Genomic DNA, 13,854 nt, shown 5'->3' on the forward strand with positions numbered 1-13,854 from the left:
ATAAGTCCCAGCCTTCGACCACAGGTCCCCTTTCGGGCCGCGAGCCAAGGAGGGCACGGGTTCAATGGTCCTATGACTATTGAGCGAACGATGAACACCTATATGGGTCCGGGGTCACCATCCGGGCAGAGTGTCGGAACTGCCTGCGGTTATGGGGCAGGCTGGTCGCCGGCCCCCAATGCCATGCCCACCAAGACTGGCGTAGGCACGGACGTGAGTGTCCTGCCAGGGGCGAATCTGCCGGGCGACGGCCGCTCTGCTGTGCCTTTGCCTGGGCTGGAGGGAGAGGTCGGCCAGCCTGTTGCCTCCCATGCCGTGGCCAGTGGCCGGATGGCGCCAGCCGATGGGCGACTCTTCCTGCCCACGCCCATACGGGATCGGGTGCAGCAACCCTTGTTGGATCGGCGGGTGGATTCGGTGCGGACCCACCAGTACGGCTGGCCGTCCGGTCCCTCACCAGTGGAGATTCCCGGCAAACCTCTGGGAGTGCTGGAGCAAGCCAGGTCACAGGAAGAGGCCCTGCCAGAGAACCTTCTGGTCTGCACCGGGGCCAGCGGGGGAGTCGGGTTGAGTGTGCTGGCGGCCATGATCGCCTTGGAGACCCAGAGCCGGGGTTTGGAATGCGCCCTGGTCGATGCCGACTTCGAGTCCGGCGGGCTCGACCTGCTCCTGGGTATCGAGAACGAGCCAGGTCTGCGCTTCAACGCTCTGGAAGCACCCCTGGGGGTTTTGGATGGGCCGTCCCTTACCGGTCGCCTACCCTGCCTGCCGGAAGGGGTGCATGTCCTGGCCTACGACCCCTGGAGGCCTCGAAGGCCTGACTGGTGGGAGGTTCGGGCCGCCATCCAGGCTCTGGCGCCACTCTTCGACCTGTTGGTGATTGACGGCGCTCGCGGGCGACTCTTCGACCTGGTGCCCGCCCTGGTGGCATGCCCGCAACTGCTGTTGGTGGAATTATCCGTCCTGGGCCTGGCCAGGGGGCGGGTCCAGCTTGAACGGCTGCAGGCCACGGGAGCCGGCAAGGACTCCCTGCTTGTGGTCGGTGTGGGGGTTCGGGGCGCCTCCGGCAAAGCCGCAGGCGTTGGGCTGGAGGAGGCTGAGGAGCACCTGGGGCGGAGGATTCTGGGCCCTATCCGCTTGGATCCCAAGGTCGCCATGCGAATCCAGGAGGGGCTGGGTGTCGCACGGTTGCCAAGGGGGAGTAGGGCTGTGGTCGAAGAGGTGGTCGACCTGCTTGAGGACCGGCTGGCCGGAGGGCCGTCGGCGGGCCTGACGGGGCGGGGGCGTGACCGGTCCGAAGGCGCCAGCGGGGTTGATGGTGCCGGCAGCGACCATGGAACCAACTTGGGGGAATCATGAACTTCGGCCCCCTCCAATTCCTCATCGAGGACCCTGCTCTGACCGACCTCCTGGTCAATGGGCAGGGGGAGGTCTGGGCCGATTGGGGGCAGGGCATGAGGCGGGCCAGTGCGGCCATACCCTTCAGCAATCCTGAAGTGGTCAGACAATATGCGGTGGGTCTGTGCTCGCAATTAGGAAAACGACTTGACGATGCCTGCCCCATAGCGGACGCCTCCACCCATGAGGGTATTCGCGTCCACGCGGTGATCGCCCCGCTGGTGCCCCAGGGTGCCGCCATATCCATCCGTATCCCCAGTTCGCAGGTGCTGAGCCTCGAGGACCTGGGGTCCAAGGGGCTCTTCCCCCACACCTGGCTGCCGGTCCTCAAGGGCCTGGTCGACAATCGGGCCAGCATCCTGATCACCGGCGGCACGGGGGCGGGTAAGACCACCCTCCTCAAGGCCCTGCTTGCTCAGTGCCCCGATGGGGAGCGAATCGTCAGCGTCGAGGAGGTCAGGGAACTGGGTGGCCTGGCTGCCGGCAACCACGTATCCCTGGTCAGTCGGGAGTCCAATGTTGAGGGGGCCGGCATGGTCTCCCTGAGTGACCTGGTCAAAGCGACCCTGCGAATGCGGCCTGACCGGGTGGTGCTGGGTGAATGCCGGGGGGAGGAGATAGCCGATCTGCTGCGGGCCTTCAACTCAGGGCACAAGGGAGGTATGGTCACCCTCCATGCCGATGGAGTCTCACGCGTGCCGGCCAGACTGGTGTCCCTGGGCATGCTGGCTGGCATCAGCGCCCAGGCCATGGCCCTCCTGGCCCAGGGGGCCTTCGACGCCGTCCTGCATCTGGAGTGTTCGGCAGGCGGCCGGGTCCTGACCCAGATAGGCTGCCTGGCCAGCGAATCGGGGCGGCTGGTCGGCCGGCCCATCGCCCTCTGGGACGGTCAGGGGCGAGCCGTGCCCGGCCCCCTATGGGAATGGTTCCAGCGGCGGTGGTCCTCGGTGTGCCGGCCGGGCTATGGGGAGGAGGTGGCCTATGGATCCGCACGGGCGATCGCAGCCTGAATACGGGCCGGGAAGCAGGTATGGGCAGGTGAGGGCTTGCCTTGCAGGCAGGCCATGGCAAGGGAGCCATGATGGCTGCTGATGGCTGGGCCGGTATGCTCCTGGGGCTCACCCTTGGCCTGTTCTGGATCCAACGGTCCCAGGCTTGGGGGAGGGGGCACCTGGGGAATGCCAGCTTGCGTCCGTCGGAACAGCGGACCACAGGTCAGGGGCTTGATGCGACCCTGGCCGATGCCATCGCACATGTGGCCTCGGGTGGGAACCTGGCCGATCTCTTCCCAACCGCCGAGGGCAGCCGTGACCCCTGGTCCTCAAGCCTGGTGCGGCAGACGATACTGCCGGTCCTCCAGGCCCAGGCCAGTCCCAAGGACAGCCTTGAGGAGCTCACCCTGGTTGCTGACGGCATCAGCCTGGCCGGCCGGCTGAGCCAGACCCTGGGCAGTCCCATCCGCGATTGCCTCCAGGCGGTGCTTGAGGACCAGGGGCGTAGGCACATGCTGGATGATTTGACCACCAAAGCCTTCGCCGTGCCCCGTATGACCATCAGGCTCCTCTCTGCCCTGCCCCTGCTCACCCTGGCCTTCGCCTACCTGATGGGGGCGCAACCCCACCGCTTTCTGCTGGCATCACCCCAGGGTCTGGCCTGCTTGGCCTTGGGATTGTGCTCTTATGCGGCCGGAATGGTCTGGGTGCGCTCGCTGATGGCCAAGGCCGGTAGACGGGCCGGTTCTTCTGCCATACGTACTGGTAGACACCGGGCCAGTGGCAGGGAGAAGAACCCTGGCAGAGGCAGATCCGCAGCAGCGGGCACAGGCACAGGCAGAGCCGCACACATAGGCATAGGTAAGGGCAAGGTCGGGCGCGGTGGCAGAGCCGGAGGCCGGTCATGAATAACCGGTATGGGTATGCCATGCTGTCGGCTGTATTCCTTGGTATCGGTCTTCTGGGGTTTTGCGCCGGCCGGTTAGTCGGGACTCTGATCCGGTCGGCTTGGCTCGCAGCGGCCAGGGCTAGGTCCGACCATTCTTACCTCCCGGATGCCGTGAGTGCTGCCGCAGGCCACGGCCTCCTTGCGCTGATGGAAGGCAGGGGAGCAGTCCAAGGGGCCGATGACGCCGTGGAGGCCTCACCCTCCCTCCTCCTGGCCATGCTGGCCGTGGCCATCAAGCAAGGCACCTCCATACCCCGAGCCTTGGAGGCGGTCGGCAGCATTCTGGCAGGCCCGGCAGGCCATGGCCTGTGCAGGGCGGCTGACGGCCTCATGCGTGGCCTATCCTGGGAGGAGGCCTGGTGGCCGCCCGACCAGGAGGAGCGGCCGCGAGTCCTTGATGAGGTGGGAGGGAGCCTGCTGGTCTCCTGGCAGGAAGGCTCGTCACCCATGGGGCGCTTGGCCTCTGCCATCGAACGCATAGGCAGGCAGGAGCGGGCCGCCATAGAGGAGACCTGTGCCCGGCTCTCGGTCAGTCTCCTGCTTCCCACCGGCCTGTGCTTTCTGCCCGCCTTCATGCTGATCGGCGTATTGCCTGGCATAGCCTCCCTGGGCGGATGACCCGTCAGGAGTGATGGGCGCGGTGCCAGGGGACCACCAAACTTCACCCGGCTCTGGTTGGTTTGCATACCATACGCGACACGCTTGAAATGTGGATAAGTGCCAGCCTTCGACCACAGGCCCGCAATCCCCGCACCCCAAGGTTCGTTCTCACGCACAATGAGGGGACCGGCAAGCGCCGGTGGCAAAGGTGAAAGGACAAGAGCAATGAAGAAGACAAGTGGGATGGCCCAGCGGCAGAACTCCATTATCGGCACAATGGCAGGCACGGTCAACCGTACCGTAGAGGGCATCAAATGCAAAGCCTGTGTGCTTGATGCCCGATTGAGGACCATGGCGGCCGAGCCGGAATCAGGGGCGGCAACCGCCGAATATGCGGTGGTGCTGGTGGCGGCCACAGGCTTTGCGGCAGTACTGGTCGCCCTCCTGAAATCGGATATGGCCAAGAAACTCCTGAGTGACATGATCAGCAAGGCCATGAAAGTCATCTGATGGGTATCGCTTGGCGAGAGCGGGCCAGGCTGTTGCGGGCCCAGGACAACAAGCAGCCAGGCCATGATGGTGGTAAGGGCCATCCGCCCCAAGCGTCCAGAGGCCTGCAGGCCCTTGACCCGGGAGTCGTGACCGCTGAGTTCGCCGTGGTCCTGCCCGCAGTCATGCTGATGGCGATGCTGCTCCTGGGCCTGGCCAGGACCGTCACCGTATCCATGGGCTGCCAGGAGGCCGCAGGGGCTGCGGCCCGGCAACTGGTGGTGACCCAGGGCAGGGATGATGTGGGTGCCCGGGTGCGGGACGTGGCCGGTTCTGGGAGCACTGCCTCCACCAGCCGGACATCGTCAGGCACTGAGATCAGGGTCTCCTGCCCGGTGATTCCTGATCCCTGGGGTGTATTGCCCACAAGGGTCGAAGCCAAGGCGGTTGCCCTTGACCAGTGAGCTGGGGGCGTGGTCCAATGGGGACCCGATGCGGGGAGGGCCTTGGAGGTTCTGGGGTGCAAGGGATCGGGGGTCGGGCACCATGGCCGGGGTGATGCTGATACTGCTGGCCGCCCTGCTCATGTTGACCCTGGCTGCCGGAGGAGATCTGCTGGTCCGCAAGGCCAGGGTCCGTGCCCTGGCCGACCTGTCGGCCATCGTGGCTGCCAGTGCCCTGAGGGAGGGCGACGAGGGGGCCTGCTCACTGGCGCACGCATCCGCCCGGGCCAATCAGGCGCAGGTGGCGGCCTGCGCCATAGAGGATGAGGATGTGACGGTCACGATCAACCTGCGGACCTCCTTCCCGCTGCTGCCCCAGTTGTCCTACCAGTCGCGGGCCGGTCCGGTGGATTGTGGAAGCTGACCAGGAGCCTGCGTCGACTTCGGCCATCGCTGAGAGCGACACAGGCTGTGGAAAATAGTCGGGTGACGGTAGGTTAGAGGCTAGTACCATGCAGGCGCAGTAGGTCTTGCGTAAGGGAGCAGAAGAATGGCATTGGCGTTATACCGCAGATATAGGCCGGATACTTTCGACGGGGTCATCGGGCAGGATCAGGTCACGGTCCCCCTGTCCAGGGCCTTGGACGCGGGTAGGTTGACCCATGCCTATCTGTTCTCTGGTCCCCGAGGTTGCGGTAAGACCAGTTCGGCCCGTATTCTCGCCCGTTGCATCAACTGCGAGCAGGGCCCCACCTCCCACCCCTGTGGCGAGTGCGCCTCCTGCAAGGATCTGGCGACCGGTGGTGCGGGTTCCATAGACGTGGTCGAGATTGATGCCGCCAGTCACAACGGTGTCGACGATGCCCGTGAGCTGCGGGAGAGGGCCGCATTCGCCCCAGCCCGCGACCGCTATAAGATCTTCATCCTTGACGAGGCCCACATGGTCACCCAGCAGGGCTTCAACGCCTTGCTGAAAATCGTTGAGGAGCCACCGGAACATGTCATGTTCATCTTCGCCACCACGGAGCCGGAGAAGGTGATTGGGACCATCAGGTCCCGCACCCACCATTACCCCTTCCGTCTGGTCCCCGAGGAGATCATGGGGCCCTACCTGGAGGAGATCTGCCAGAAGGAAGACATCAAGAGTGAACCCGGCGTGCTCAAGCTGACCATGCGGGCTGGTGGCGGCTCGGTACGAGACACCCTCTCCGTTCTGGACCAGCTTATGGTGGGAGCCAAGGACGGTGTGATCGCCTACGATGCCGCTGTGGCTTTGCTGGGCTTCACGCCCGAGGCTCTGATTGGCGAGGCCATGGACGCGGTGATCGACTCCGATGGCGCCAAGCTGTACGGGGTCGTTCAGCAGGTGGTCGTGGGTGGATTCGACCCCCGACGCTTCGTGGAGGATATGCTGGCCCGTGTCCGTGACCTGCTGGTGCTGAACCTGGGTGGCGAACAGGCAGAGCATGTGCTCAGTGACGATGCCGCGGCCGAGAATCTGGAGGACCTGCAACGCCAAGCCTCAGCTCTGGGACTCGCCGCCTTGTCGTCCATGGCCGAGACAGTGAATGAATCCCTGTCGTCCATGGCTGGGGCCACCTCTCCACGTATGCGGCTGGAACTGTTGGCGGCCCAACTGTTGGCGGCCCGGCAGCGGCAGTTGAACCCGTCACAGGGTTTCCAAGCGGTGGAACCAGGTCCTCAAGCTCAAGCCGGACAGGCCGCCGGCGAGAACCCATCCGCCCCCACCGGTGTCCAGGCAAGCACCAGGGGCCAGGCTGGATTCGCGGGCGCATCCCGTCAGCAGCGCCAAGGCTTTGCGGGAGCCACAAGGCAGGGCGAGCAACCAGGCAATACCCAGATCCAAGCACCGGAGCAGGGGCAGGCTACTGCCAAGGATTCGTCGGCCGTTCCACTGGTTCAGGCCAAGGGCCAGGAGTCGACGGGCCCGGCAGCGGTGGGTGCACCGGTCGGCCAGATCCAGCAAGCAGGCTCCGCGCAGGGCGAGCGAGCTGGCGAGCCGGCTCCGGCAACACCAGCTGCCGAGGACACCCGTACCGCCGACGAGCGCTGGGATGAGGTCCTGTCCTCCTTGCCTGAGGACATCCGGCAATGCGTGGACCGGGACAAGGTGCCCACCATCTCCTTCAACAAGGGCCAGGCAGGCAAGGCCAGGCTGGCCATGACCTTCGACTGTGCCCTGAGCCAGCATGCCTTCGCCTTTGCGGTGGCCTCCGATCAGGAGCACAACGGTAAGAAGGCCTCCCATGTGGTCCTTGAGGCTGTCCGTAAGGTCTTCGGCCCCCATGTCATGATTGCCCCCACCACGGTCGCCGCCAATGGCGAACATGTCATGGCCACCAGCCGCATGACTCCGGAGCAACTGGCCCAGGTCAAGAAGGAGATCGCACTCGCCAAGGCAGGTCTGGCTGCGGCTAGCCTGAGCCAGGCGGCCGGCGGCCATGCCGGATCGCAATCCAAGGAACCCAAGAGTGCCGCCGCCGGCAAGCCCGGTGACGCTGATGACCCCACCCATCGAGCACCTGCCCAAGCTGACAGGTCCTCAGTGTCGAATGACTCCGAGACCGCTGGCAGCGCTCCTGATGGGGTCGATGCCCAAGGGCAATCAGAGTCCGGGCATGCCCAGTCGAAGGAGGCTGCGGGCCTGAAGGCCGGTGACCCCTCACAGGTACAGCCGCAAGCGGTTACAGCAGTCGCCTCTCCCGCCTCTTCTGGTGGAGCTCGAGCCACGTCATCCTCTGATGAATACGATGATGACGACCCATGGTTCGGTGTGGCTGCGGCGGCGAACAAGCCTGAGCCCGCCAAGGCGGAGCCGGCACACGAACATGTGCACAAGCAGGTGGCCGTACCTGACCCCGACGATGACTATGATCCCTGGGCGGACCAGCCTGTCGCCGAGGCTCCCGCCCAGCCCGAACCAGCCAATGCTGGTGCGGGCCAAGGCTTCTCGGAGTCGTCCACAGCGGCATGGGACGGTTCCGGCCAGGCCCAATCTGCCTCTGGTCAAGCTGGGCCTGCTGCAACTGGACCTACAGCAACTGTGCGGTCCGCAGGGGGTGGGGAAGCCGCATTCGCCAGCCATGCCCCAGGCCCGCACTCTTCTGTGGCACACCCTGACGTGGAGCCTGACGACCCCTACAATCCGACCGGGCCCGCTGAACCCATGGGGTCGGCAGGACCGGCCGGTCAGAACTGCGGCAGGCCCGAAATCCAGCAGGTCGAGAGCCAGGAGGATCCCTGGATGACCCAGGCGCCGAATGGTCGGCGGCCCCTCCCCAACCCCTCCACGCCGGCAGGGCAGGGGAAGGCCTCGGCGGGCGATGTGGAAGACCCGGCCGAAGACGAATATTCCATAGACGATGAGTCCCTGGAAGATGCCAGTTCCATGAGCCTGGAGGACCTGACCAAGTTCTTCGACGTGAAGTCGGTCGAGGAATTCGCGGCTGACGACCCGCATAATCCTAAGAATCTGAAACCGCCGCACCGGCACCAGAACAGTCAGAACTAAGGAGTCATATAGTGGCGCTTGCCTATGATGGAGCCATTCAACGGCTCATTGATGATTTCGCGCAGTTGCCGGGGATCGGCCCCAAGGGTGCCCAGCGCATAGCCTTCTACATTCTGTCCGCCGACCAGGAGGAGACCCGTGACCTGGCCGAGGCCATCGTGGAGGTCAAGGACAAGGTGCGCTTCTGTGAGATCTGCGGCAACGTTTGTGAGATCAGCCCCTGCCCCATCTGTTCAGACCCCCGGCGCGACCAGAGCATGATATGCGTGGTCGAGGAACCCAAGGATGTCATGAGCATCGAGCGGACCCGCGAATACCGGGGCCTCTACCATGTGCTGGGCGGTGCCATCAACCCCATGGCGAACGTGGCCCCCCGCGACCTGAACATCGAAAAGCTCCTGGAACGCCTCAAGGACGACCAGGTCAAGGAGATCATCCTGGCCCTGGACCCCAACATCGAGGGCGAGGCCACCACCAGCTATCTCAGCCGCCTTCTCTCGCCCCTAGGCATCACCATCAGTCGCCTTGCCAGCGGCCTGCCCGTAGGCTCCGACCTGGAGTACGCCGACGAGATCACCCTAGGCCGGGCCCTCTCCGGGCGACTCACAGTCTAACAAGAAGCAAGGCTCACTGCCATACTCTCGCAGCGATGTTCTTTCTGTGATCTATCTTTGCGTATCTTTCCACCGCTGCGGTTTGTGAACATTTCTCAGTTGACTGGAATGCGTGAACCTAAGCTGTGGCCCATCCGCATGGTGGGCTGGGCGGGGTGGGGTGTGTGTGCGGGACTTATAATCGGCTTGCTCGCGTACAATGGCGCGAAATAGCCCTTTCAGGGATAAGGGGCTGGTTGCTTCCGGTGGTTTCGCCAGGCGGGAACCGCCAGGCCGCTAAGGAGAGTGGGAAAGTCGTGGCGCTGATTGTGCAGAAGTACGGTGGCTCCTCGGTCGCTGATGCCGAATCGCTGAAGCGGGTGGCCCGACGGATCATCGAGACCAAACGTGCCGGCAACGAGGTGGCGGTAGTGGTCTCTGCCATGGGAGACACCACTGACGACCTGATCGACCAAGCCATGAGCATCGACTCCAACCCGCCAGCCCGGGAGATGGACATGCTGATGACCGCCGGAGAGCGCATCTCCATGAGTCTCTTGGCCATGGCCATCCACTCGGCCGGCTCCGAAGCTTACTCCTTCACCGGCTCCCAGGCCGGCTTCATGACTGATGCATGCTTCGGCGCAGCCCATATCAAATCCGTCAAGCCCGCCCGGGTCCGTGAGGCCTTGGACAAGGGCTGCGTGGCCATCGTGGCCGGTTTCCAGGGAATGAACGAGGGCGGGGATGCCACCACGCTGGGCCGGGGTGGTTCGGACACTTCCGCGGTGGCCCTGGCGGTGGCCCTTGGAGCCGACGTCTGTGAGATATATACGGATGTGGATGGCATCTTCACCGCAGACCCCCGCATCGTGCCCACGGCCAAGCGCATCCCCGCCATCGGCTATGAGGACATTCTGGAGATGGCCTCCTGCGGTTCCAAGGTCCTGGCCCTGCGCTGCGTGGAATACGCCCAACGGTTCAACATGCCATTGCATGTGCGCAGCTCCTTCTCCCACCGCCCCGGCACCTTGATTGTTCCTGACGGTGTCAATCCACAGAGCCTGCCCAATCAGGAGTGAGGGCGGCATGTAAGTTTCGGATGAGGCGAGGCGGCTTTCGGCCACGGCAGACCACCGAGCCAGCAAGACCAGCACAGCAACCACGAGGTGACAGCGATGACCACAGACAGCACGAACACCAGCAATGCCGCTACCGGCAACGGCTCTGACCAAGGGGCCGGGCATTACCAGTCCATGGGTGAGCTCTTCCCTGACCTGGGGCCGGAGACCCCGGTCATTTCGGGTGTGGCCCACGATGGCAGTGAGTCCCTGGTCACCGTCAGGGGTGTGATCGACAAGCCTGGCATGGCTGCCAAGGTCTTCTCCGAACTGGCCCAGGTGGGCGTGAACGTCGATATGATCGTGCAGGCCGGCACCTCCGCAGGCACGGCCGATATCTCCTTCACGGTCCCCGGTTCCACCACCAGGCAGGTCAGGGATCTGCTCGAGTCCAAGGAGGAGGAGCTGGGCTACCTGAGCTATGACGTCAACGCCGAGGTGGGCAAGGTGGCGGTGGTCGGAGTTGGTATGAAGACCCATTCCGGGCTGGCGGCCATTTTCTTCAAGGCCTTGAGCGACAAGGGCATCAACGTGCTGATGATCTCGACGTCGGAGATTCGCATCGCAGCCCTGGTGCCTCTGGACCAGCTGGAGGATGCCGTTCGCGCGCTCCACACCGCCTACGGTCTGGATGCCGACAAGGTTGAGGCGGTTGTATACGGAGGTACTGGCCGCTGAGCCCTGGTGGCGGTTAGGCTCAGGCCAGGTAGTGGTCAGGTGGAACGTCGAGAGTCAGCAATAGAGAAGGGAGCCGACAATGGCAGCAATCAACGAGAACGGGGTCAACGTCGCGGTGCTGGGTGCCACCGGCCAGGTGGGCATGGTCATGCGCCGGGTGCTGGCGGAGCGTAGCTTCCCCGTCAAGGATCTGCGTTTCCTGGCATCGGCCCGGTCGGCCGGCCAGACCCTGACCTGGCAGGGCCATGACATCGAGGTCGAGGACGTGGCAACGGCGGACCTGTCAGGCATCGACATAGCCATCTTCTCCGCCGGCGGCTCCACCTCCAAGGTCTGGGCCCCCAAGTTCGCTCAAGCCGGTGCCATCGTAGTCGACAACTCCTCCCAGTGGCGGATGGATGAGCAGGTGCCCCTGGTCGTGGCCGAGGTCAACTCCGACGACCTGGATACCATCCCCAAGCGCATCGTCGCCAACCCCAACTGCACCACCATGGCCTGCATGCCGGTCCTCAAGCCTCTGGATGATGCCTTCGGCCTGCGCCGGCTGATCGTCTCCTCCTACCAGGCCGTCTCCGGCGCGGGCCGGGCCGGGGTCGAACAGCTCATGAACGAGGCCAAGGCCGCCGTCGACCAGGGAGCCGACAAGCTGGCTTTCAGCGGCGATGCCATCGACTTCCCGCCGCCCACCAAGGTCGTCAGGACCATAGCCTTCAACGCCGTCCCCTTCATTGGAGAGATTGTCGACGACGGTTCCGAGGAGACCGACGAGGAGCAGAAGCTGCGCAATGAGAGCCGTAAGATCCTGCACCTGCCGGACCTCAAGGCCTCCTGCACCTGCGTGCGCGTGGGTATCTTCACCTCCCACGGTATGAGCATCAACGCCGAGTTCGACCGGCCCGCCAGCCCCGACCAGGCCCGGCAGGTCCTCTCCCAGGCTCCCGGCGTGGAACTGGCCGACATCCCCACCCCCCAGGGCGCCGCCGGCAAGACCCCCAGCTTCGTGGGCCGCATCCGCCAGGACCAGGCCGTGGACGATGGCCGTGGCCTCTCGATGTTTGTAGCCAACGACAACCTGCGCAAGGGCGCCGCCCTCAACGCCGTGCAGCTGGCCGAACTCCTGGCCCGCAAGTACTTCGCCGACCGGCTGGGCTGAGGCCGCGGGGGTGGGATTTCTCTCAGTGGCGCTGGGACCGACGGTTGCTGATGTTTGCCAGAATGATGGGTGTCTCAGCATGACCGGGTGGTTACAACCATGAGCACTGCTTCAGTACGCGCCAATGCCGATGCCAACGCCCAGCAGCCCAGCGCCTATGAGCAGATTGATTCCCAGCCGCTGACCGACCATCAGCACAGCATCATCGGCCTGGCCATAGCAGGCAACATCTCCGAGTTCTTCGACATGTTCCTGATCGGCTTCGTGGTCTCCCTGCTCACCTCGGCATGGCAACTGACCGGCACGGCGGTGGGCATCATCCTGGCCTGCTCGGGTCTGGGCACCATGGTTGGGTCCATGCTCTGGGGCCGGCTGGCGGACCGCTTCGGCAGCCGGCGGGCTTTCGTCTGGTGCGTGGTCACCTTCGTGAGCTTCACCCTGCTCTCGGTGCTGCTGCCCGACGGCGCCTGGCAGCTTCTGGCCCTTCTGCGTGTGGGTGTGGGCGTGGGGGTCGGTGGCCTCAATGTGGTCTCCATACCTTATGTGCAGGAATTTGTGCCCGCCAGGTCGCGGGGTATGCTGTCTGGGCTGGCCTCGGTCTTCATACCGCTTGGCCTGCTGTTGGGCTCACTGGCCCAAAGCCTAATCGGTGACCATTGGCGGCTCCTGGTCAGCCTGGGAGCCCTGCCCATCTTCCTGCTCTGCTGGTTGGCGCGTGTCCCGGAATCGCCGAGCTACTACCAGGCCACAGGCCAGAAGGACAAGGCCAGGTCGTCATTGGCCTGGGCTCTGCAATTGCCGGTTGACCAGGTCGGGCCGCTGCCCAGCATTGGGGTGAAGGGCAAGCCCAGCTACGGCCTGCTGTTTTCCAGGCACCGCAAGTCCCTGGTCATTGTCTCCCTGGGGTCCTTCTGTTTCATGCTCGGTTCCTTCGCCATCCAATCCTGGGGGCAGACCCTGCTCAAGGATGCCTTCGGATTCTCGACCCAGATGGTGGCCTACCTCTTCATGGGAGTGTCCGTGGCCGACTGCATTGGCCGTTTCGCCTCCGCCTGGCTGGCTGATCGCCTTGGGCGCCGCGGGACCCTCTTCTCTTTCGGGATGATTGGCGCGGCCGGCTGCTTCTACGCGGCCTTCTTCCATGATTCCGGTTGGCAGTTTTACCTGGCGGTCCTGGTGATCATGACCTTCGCCGACGGTGTCTTTGGCATTCTCAACGCCTTCGGTGGCGAACAGTTCCCCAGCCAGGTCCGCTCCACAGGCCTGGGCCTGGGCTATGGCATAGGTGCCAGCGCCAAGATTGTGGGCCCGATCTTCATGGGGTTCCTGGCTGGCGGCGACTTCGTCACACAGCACATCAGCATCGCTGTGGTCACCACCGCCTTCAGCTTCTTCGGCGCCTGCCTGGTCATCGGCGCCATCACCTACCTGTTCGCGCAGGAGACAAAGGGTAAAGACCTGCAGGAGCTGTGAGAGTGCATCCCATAGGTCGGCAGTTCGTGCAACGGTGAGGTCGGTCGGGTCTCTCTAGTGACCTTTGTACTGGTATATACATTCACATGAGCGACGGTTCTTTGCCGCTCTTCTTGCTGTGGTCGTCTGGATGGTGTGTGTTGTTGGGTGTGGCAGTGCCCCCGAGCCGTGCTGGGTCGGGGGCACTGTTTGTGTTGGTTGGGGTGGGGCCTGGCTGGTGTGTTGTTGGTTTAGTGTCTGAGGTTGTGTTCTCCTTGTTTTTTGCGCAGGCTGTGCCAGATGGCGGTCAGGGTGGTCAGGGGTAGGAGGATGCCGAGGGTGGGTAGGGTCCAGGCTCCCAGTGGTCCTCCGGTGAGGGGGAGTTGGGTGATGGCTGGTGCCCATTTGGCTTTGAGGAAGGTCCACCTGGTGATGGGTGTGGTGGCGGGGTCGA

At 64.3% G+C, this 13,854-nt stretch carries 14 protein-coding genes; 13 read left to right on the forward strand and 1 reads right to left on the reverse strand.

The window, feature by feature from the left end; all coding sequences use genetic code 11:
* Positions 1-72: 72 nt before the first annotated feature.
* The 13 genes from CRD60_RS07835 to CRD60_RS07895 all read left to right on the forward strand — a co-directional run bounded on the left by CRD60_RS07835 (position 73) and on the right by CRD60_RS07895 (position 13,421).
* Entirely contained in the window at positions 73-1,359 is a 1,287-nt protein-coding gene (locus tag CRD60_RS07835) for an AAA family ATPase (RefSeq protein ID WP_161522217.1), read from the forward strand.
* Entirely contained in the window at positions 1,356-2,408 is a 1,053-nt protein-coding gene (locus CRD60_RS07840) for a CpaF family protein (RefSeq protein WP_113860719.1), read from the forward strand. The genes CRD60_RS07835 and CRD60_RS07840 overlap by 4 nt, the downstream gene beginning before the upstream one ends.
* A gap of 68 nt (positions 2,409-2,476) precedes the next feature.
* A complete protein-coding gene (locus tag CRD60_RS07845) occupies positions 2,477-3,298 on the forward strand; it encodes a hypothetical protein (protein WP_127975675.1) in 822 nt (273 codons plus the stop codon).
* Between the two features lie 152 nt (positions 3,299-3,450).
* Positions 3,451-3,957 carry a type II secretion system F family protein gene (locus CRD60_RS07850; protein WP_161522218.1) on the forward strand — a complete coding sequence of 169 codons (507 nt, stop codon included), beginning with the start codon at positions 3,451-3,453 and terminating at the stop codon, positions 3,955-3,957.
* A 258-nt stretch (positions 3,958-4,215) separates the two neighbouring features.
* Positions 4,216-4,449 (forward strand): DUF4244 domain-containing protein, encoded by a 234-nt coding sequence (locus CRD60_RS07855; RefSeq protein ID WP_236630920.1) that lies wholly within the window; start codon positions 4,216-4,218, stop codon positions 4,447-4,449.
* On the forward strand, positions 4,449-4,892 hold the full coding sequence (locus CRD60_RS07860) for a TadE family type IV pilus minor pilin (RefSeq protein ID WP_113860723.1): 444 nt from the start codon (positions 4,449-4,451) through the stop codon (positions 4,890-4,892). The genes CRD60_RS07855 and CRD60_RS07860 overlap by 1 nt, the downstream gene beginning before the upstream one ends.
* 28 nt (positions 4,893-4,920) lie before the next feature.
* Positions 4,921-5,295 (forward strand): Rv3654c family TadE-like protein, encoded by a 375-nt coding sequence (locus tag CRD60_RS07865; RefSeq protein WP_113860724.1) that lies wholly within the window; start codon positions 4,921-4,923, stop codon positions 5,293-5,295.
* A 126-nt stretch (positions 5,296-5,421) separates the two neighbouring features.
* Entirely contained in the window at positions 5,422-8,403 is a 2,982-nt protein-coding gene (locus tag CRD60_RS07870) for a DNA polymerase III subunit gamma and tau (protein WP_113860725.1), read from the forward strand.
* An 11-nt stretch (positions 8,404-8,414) separates the two neighbouring features.
* Positions 8,415-9,017: a recombination mediator RecR gene (gene recR, locus CRD60_RS07875; protein WP_113860726.1), complete on the forward strand. Its 603-nt coding sequence runs from the start codon at positions 8,415-8,417 to the stop codon at positions 9,015-9,017.
* Between the two features lie 296 nt (positions 9,018-9,313).
* Positions 9,314-10,078, forward strand: a complete 765-nt coding sequence (locus tag CRD60_RS07880) for an aspartate kinase (protein ID WP_113860727.1) — start codon at positions 9,314-9,316, stop codon at positions 10,076-10,078.
* Between the two features lie 174 nt (positions 10,079-10,252).
* Positions 10,253-10,795, forward strand: a complete 543-nt coding sequence (locus CRD60_RS07885) for an ACT domain-containing protein (protein WP_113860734.1) — start codon at positions 10,253-10,255, stop codon at positions 10,793-10,795.
* Positions 10,796-10,874: 79 nt separating this feature from the next.
* On the forward strand, positions 10,875-11,948 hold the full coding sequence (locus tag CRD60_RS07890; RefSeq protein ID WP_113860728.1) for an aspartate-semialdehyde dehydrogenase: 1,074 nt from the start codon (positions 10,875-10,877) through the stop codon (positions 11,946-11,948).
* Positions 11,949-12,047: 99 nt separating this feature from the next.
* Positions 12,048-13,421: an MFS transporter gene (locus tag CRD60_RS07895; RefSeq protein WP_113860729.1), complete on the forward strand. Its 1,374-nt coding sequence runs from the start codon at positions 12,048-12,050 to the stop codon at positions 13,419-13,421.
* A gap of 230 nt (positions 13,422-13,651) precedes the next feature.
* Here CRD60_RS07895 and CRD60_RS08830 read toward each other — a convergent pair.
* Positions 13,652-13,854 (reverse strand): hypothetical protein (locus tag CRD60_RS08830; protein WP_161522220.1); only part of this gene is annotated, 203 nt, incomplete at its 5' end.

This window comes from Bifidobacterium aemilianum (genome assembly GCF_003315635.1).
GTDB lineage: Bacteria > Actinomycetota > Actinomycetes > Actinomycetales > Bifidobacteriaceae > Bifidobacterium > Bifidobacterium aemilianum.

Excerpts from the sequence above, each read along its gene's own strand:
- CRD60_RS07835 (WP_161522217.1), top strand. The coding sequence starts at position 73 with ATGACTATTGAGCGAACGATGAACACCTATATGGGTCCGGGGTCACCA.
- CRD60_RS07840 (WP_113860719.1), top strand. The coding sequence starts at position 1,356 with ATGAACTTCGGCCCCCTCCAATTCCTCATCGAGGACCCTGCTCTGACC.
- CRD60_RS07845 (WP_127975675.1), top strand. The coding sequence starts at position 2,477 with ATGATGGCTGCTGATGGCTGGGCCGGTATGCTCCTGGGGCTCACCCTT.
- CRD60_RS07855 (WP_236630920.1), top strand. The coding sequence starts at position 4,216 with ATGGCAGGCACGGTCAACCGTACCGTAGAGGGCATCAAATGCAAAGCC.
- CRD60_RS07860 (WP_113860723.1), top strand. The coding sequence starts at position 4,449 with ATGGGTATCGCTTGGCGAGAGCGGGCCAGGCTGTTGCGGGCCCAGGAC.
- CRD60_RS07865 (WP_113860724.1), top strand. The coding sequence starts at position 4,921 with ATGCGGGGAGGGCCTTGGAGGTTCTGGGGTGCAAGGGATCGGGGGTCG.
- CRD60_RS07870 (WP_113860725.1), top strand. The coding sequence starts at position 5,422 with ATGGCATTGGCGTTATACCGCAGATATAGGCCGGATACTTTCGACGGG.
- CRD60_RS07885 (WP_113860734.1), top strand. The coding sequence starts at position 10,253 with ATGGGTGAGCTCTTCCCTGACCTGGGGCCGGAGACCCCGGTCATTTCG.
- CRD60_RS07890 (WP_113860728.1), top strand. The coding sequence starts at position 10,875 with ATGGCAGCAATCAACGAGAACGGGGTCAACGTCGCGGTGCTGGGTGCC.
- CRD60_RS07895 (WP_113860729.1), top strand. The coding sequence starts at position 12,048 with ATGAGCACTGCTTCAGTACGCGCCAATGCCGATGCCAACGCCCAGCAG.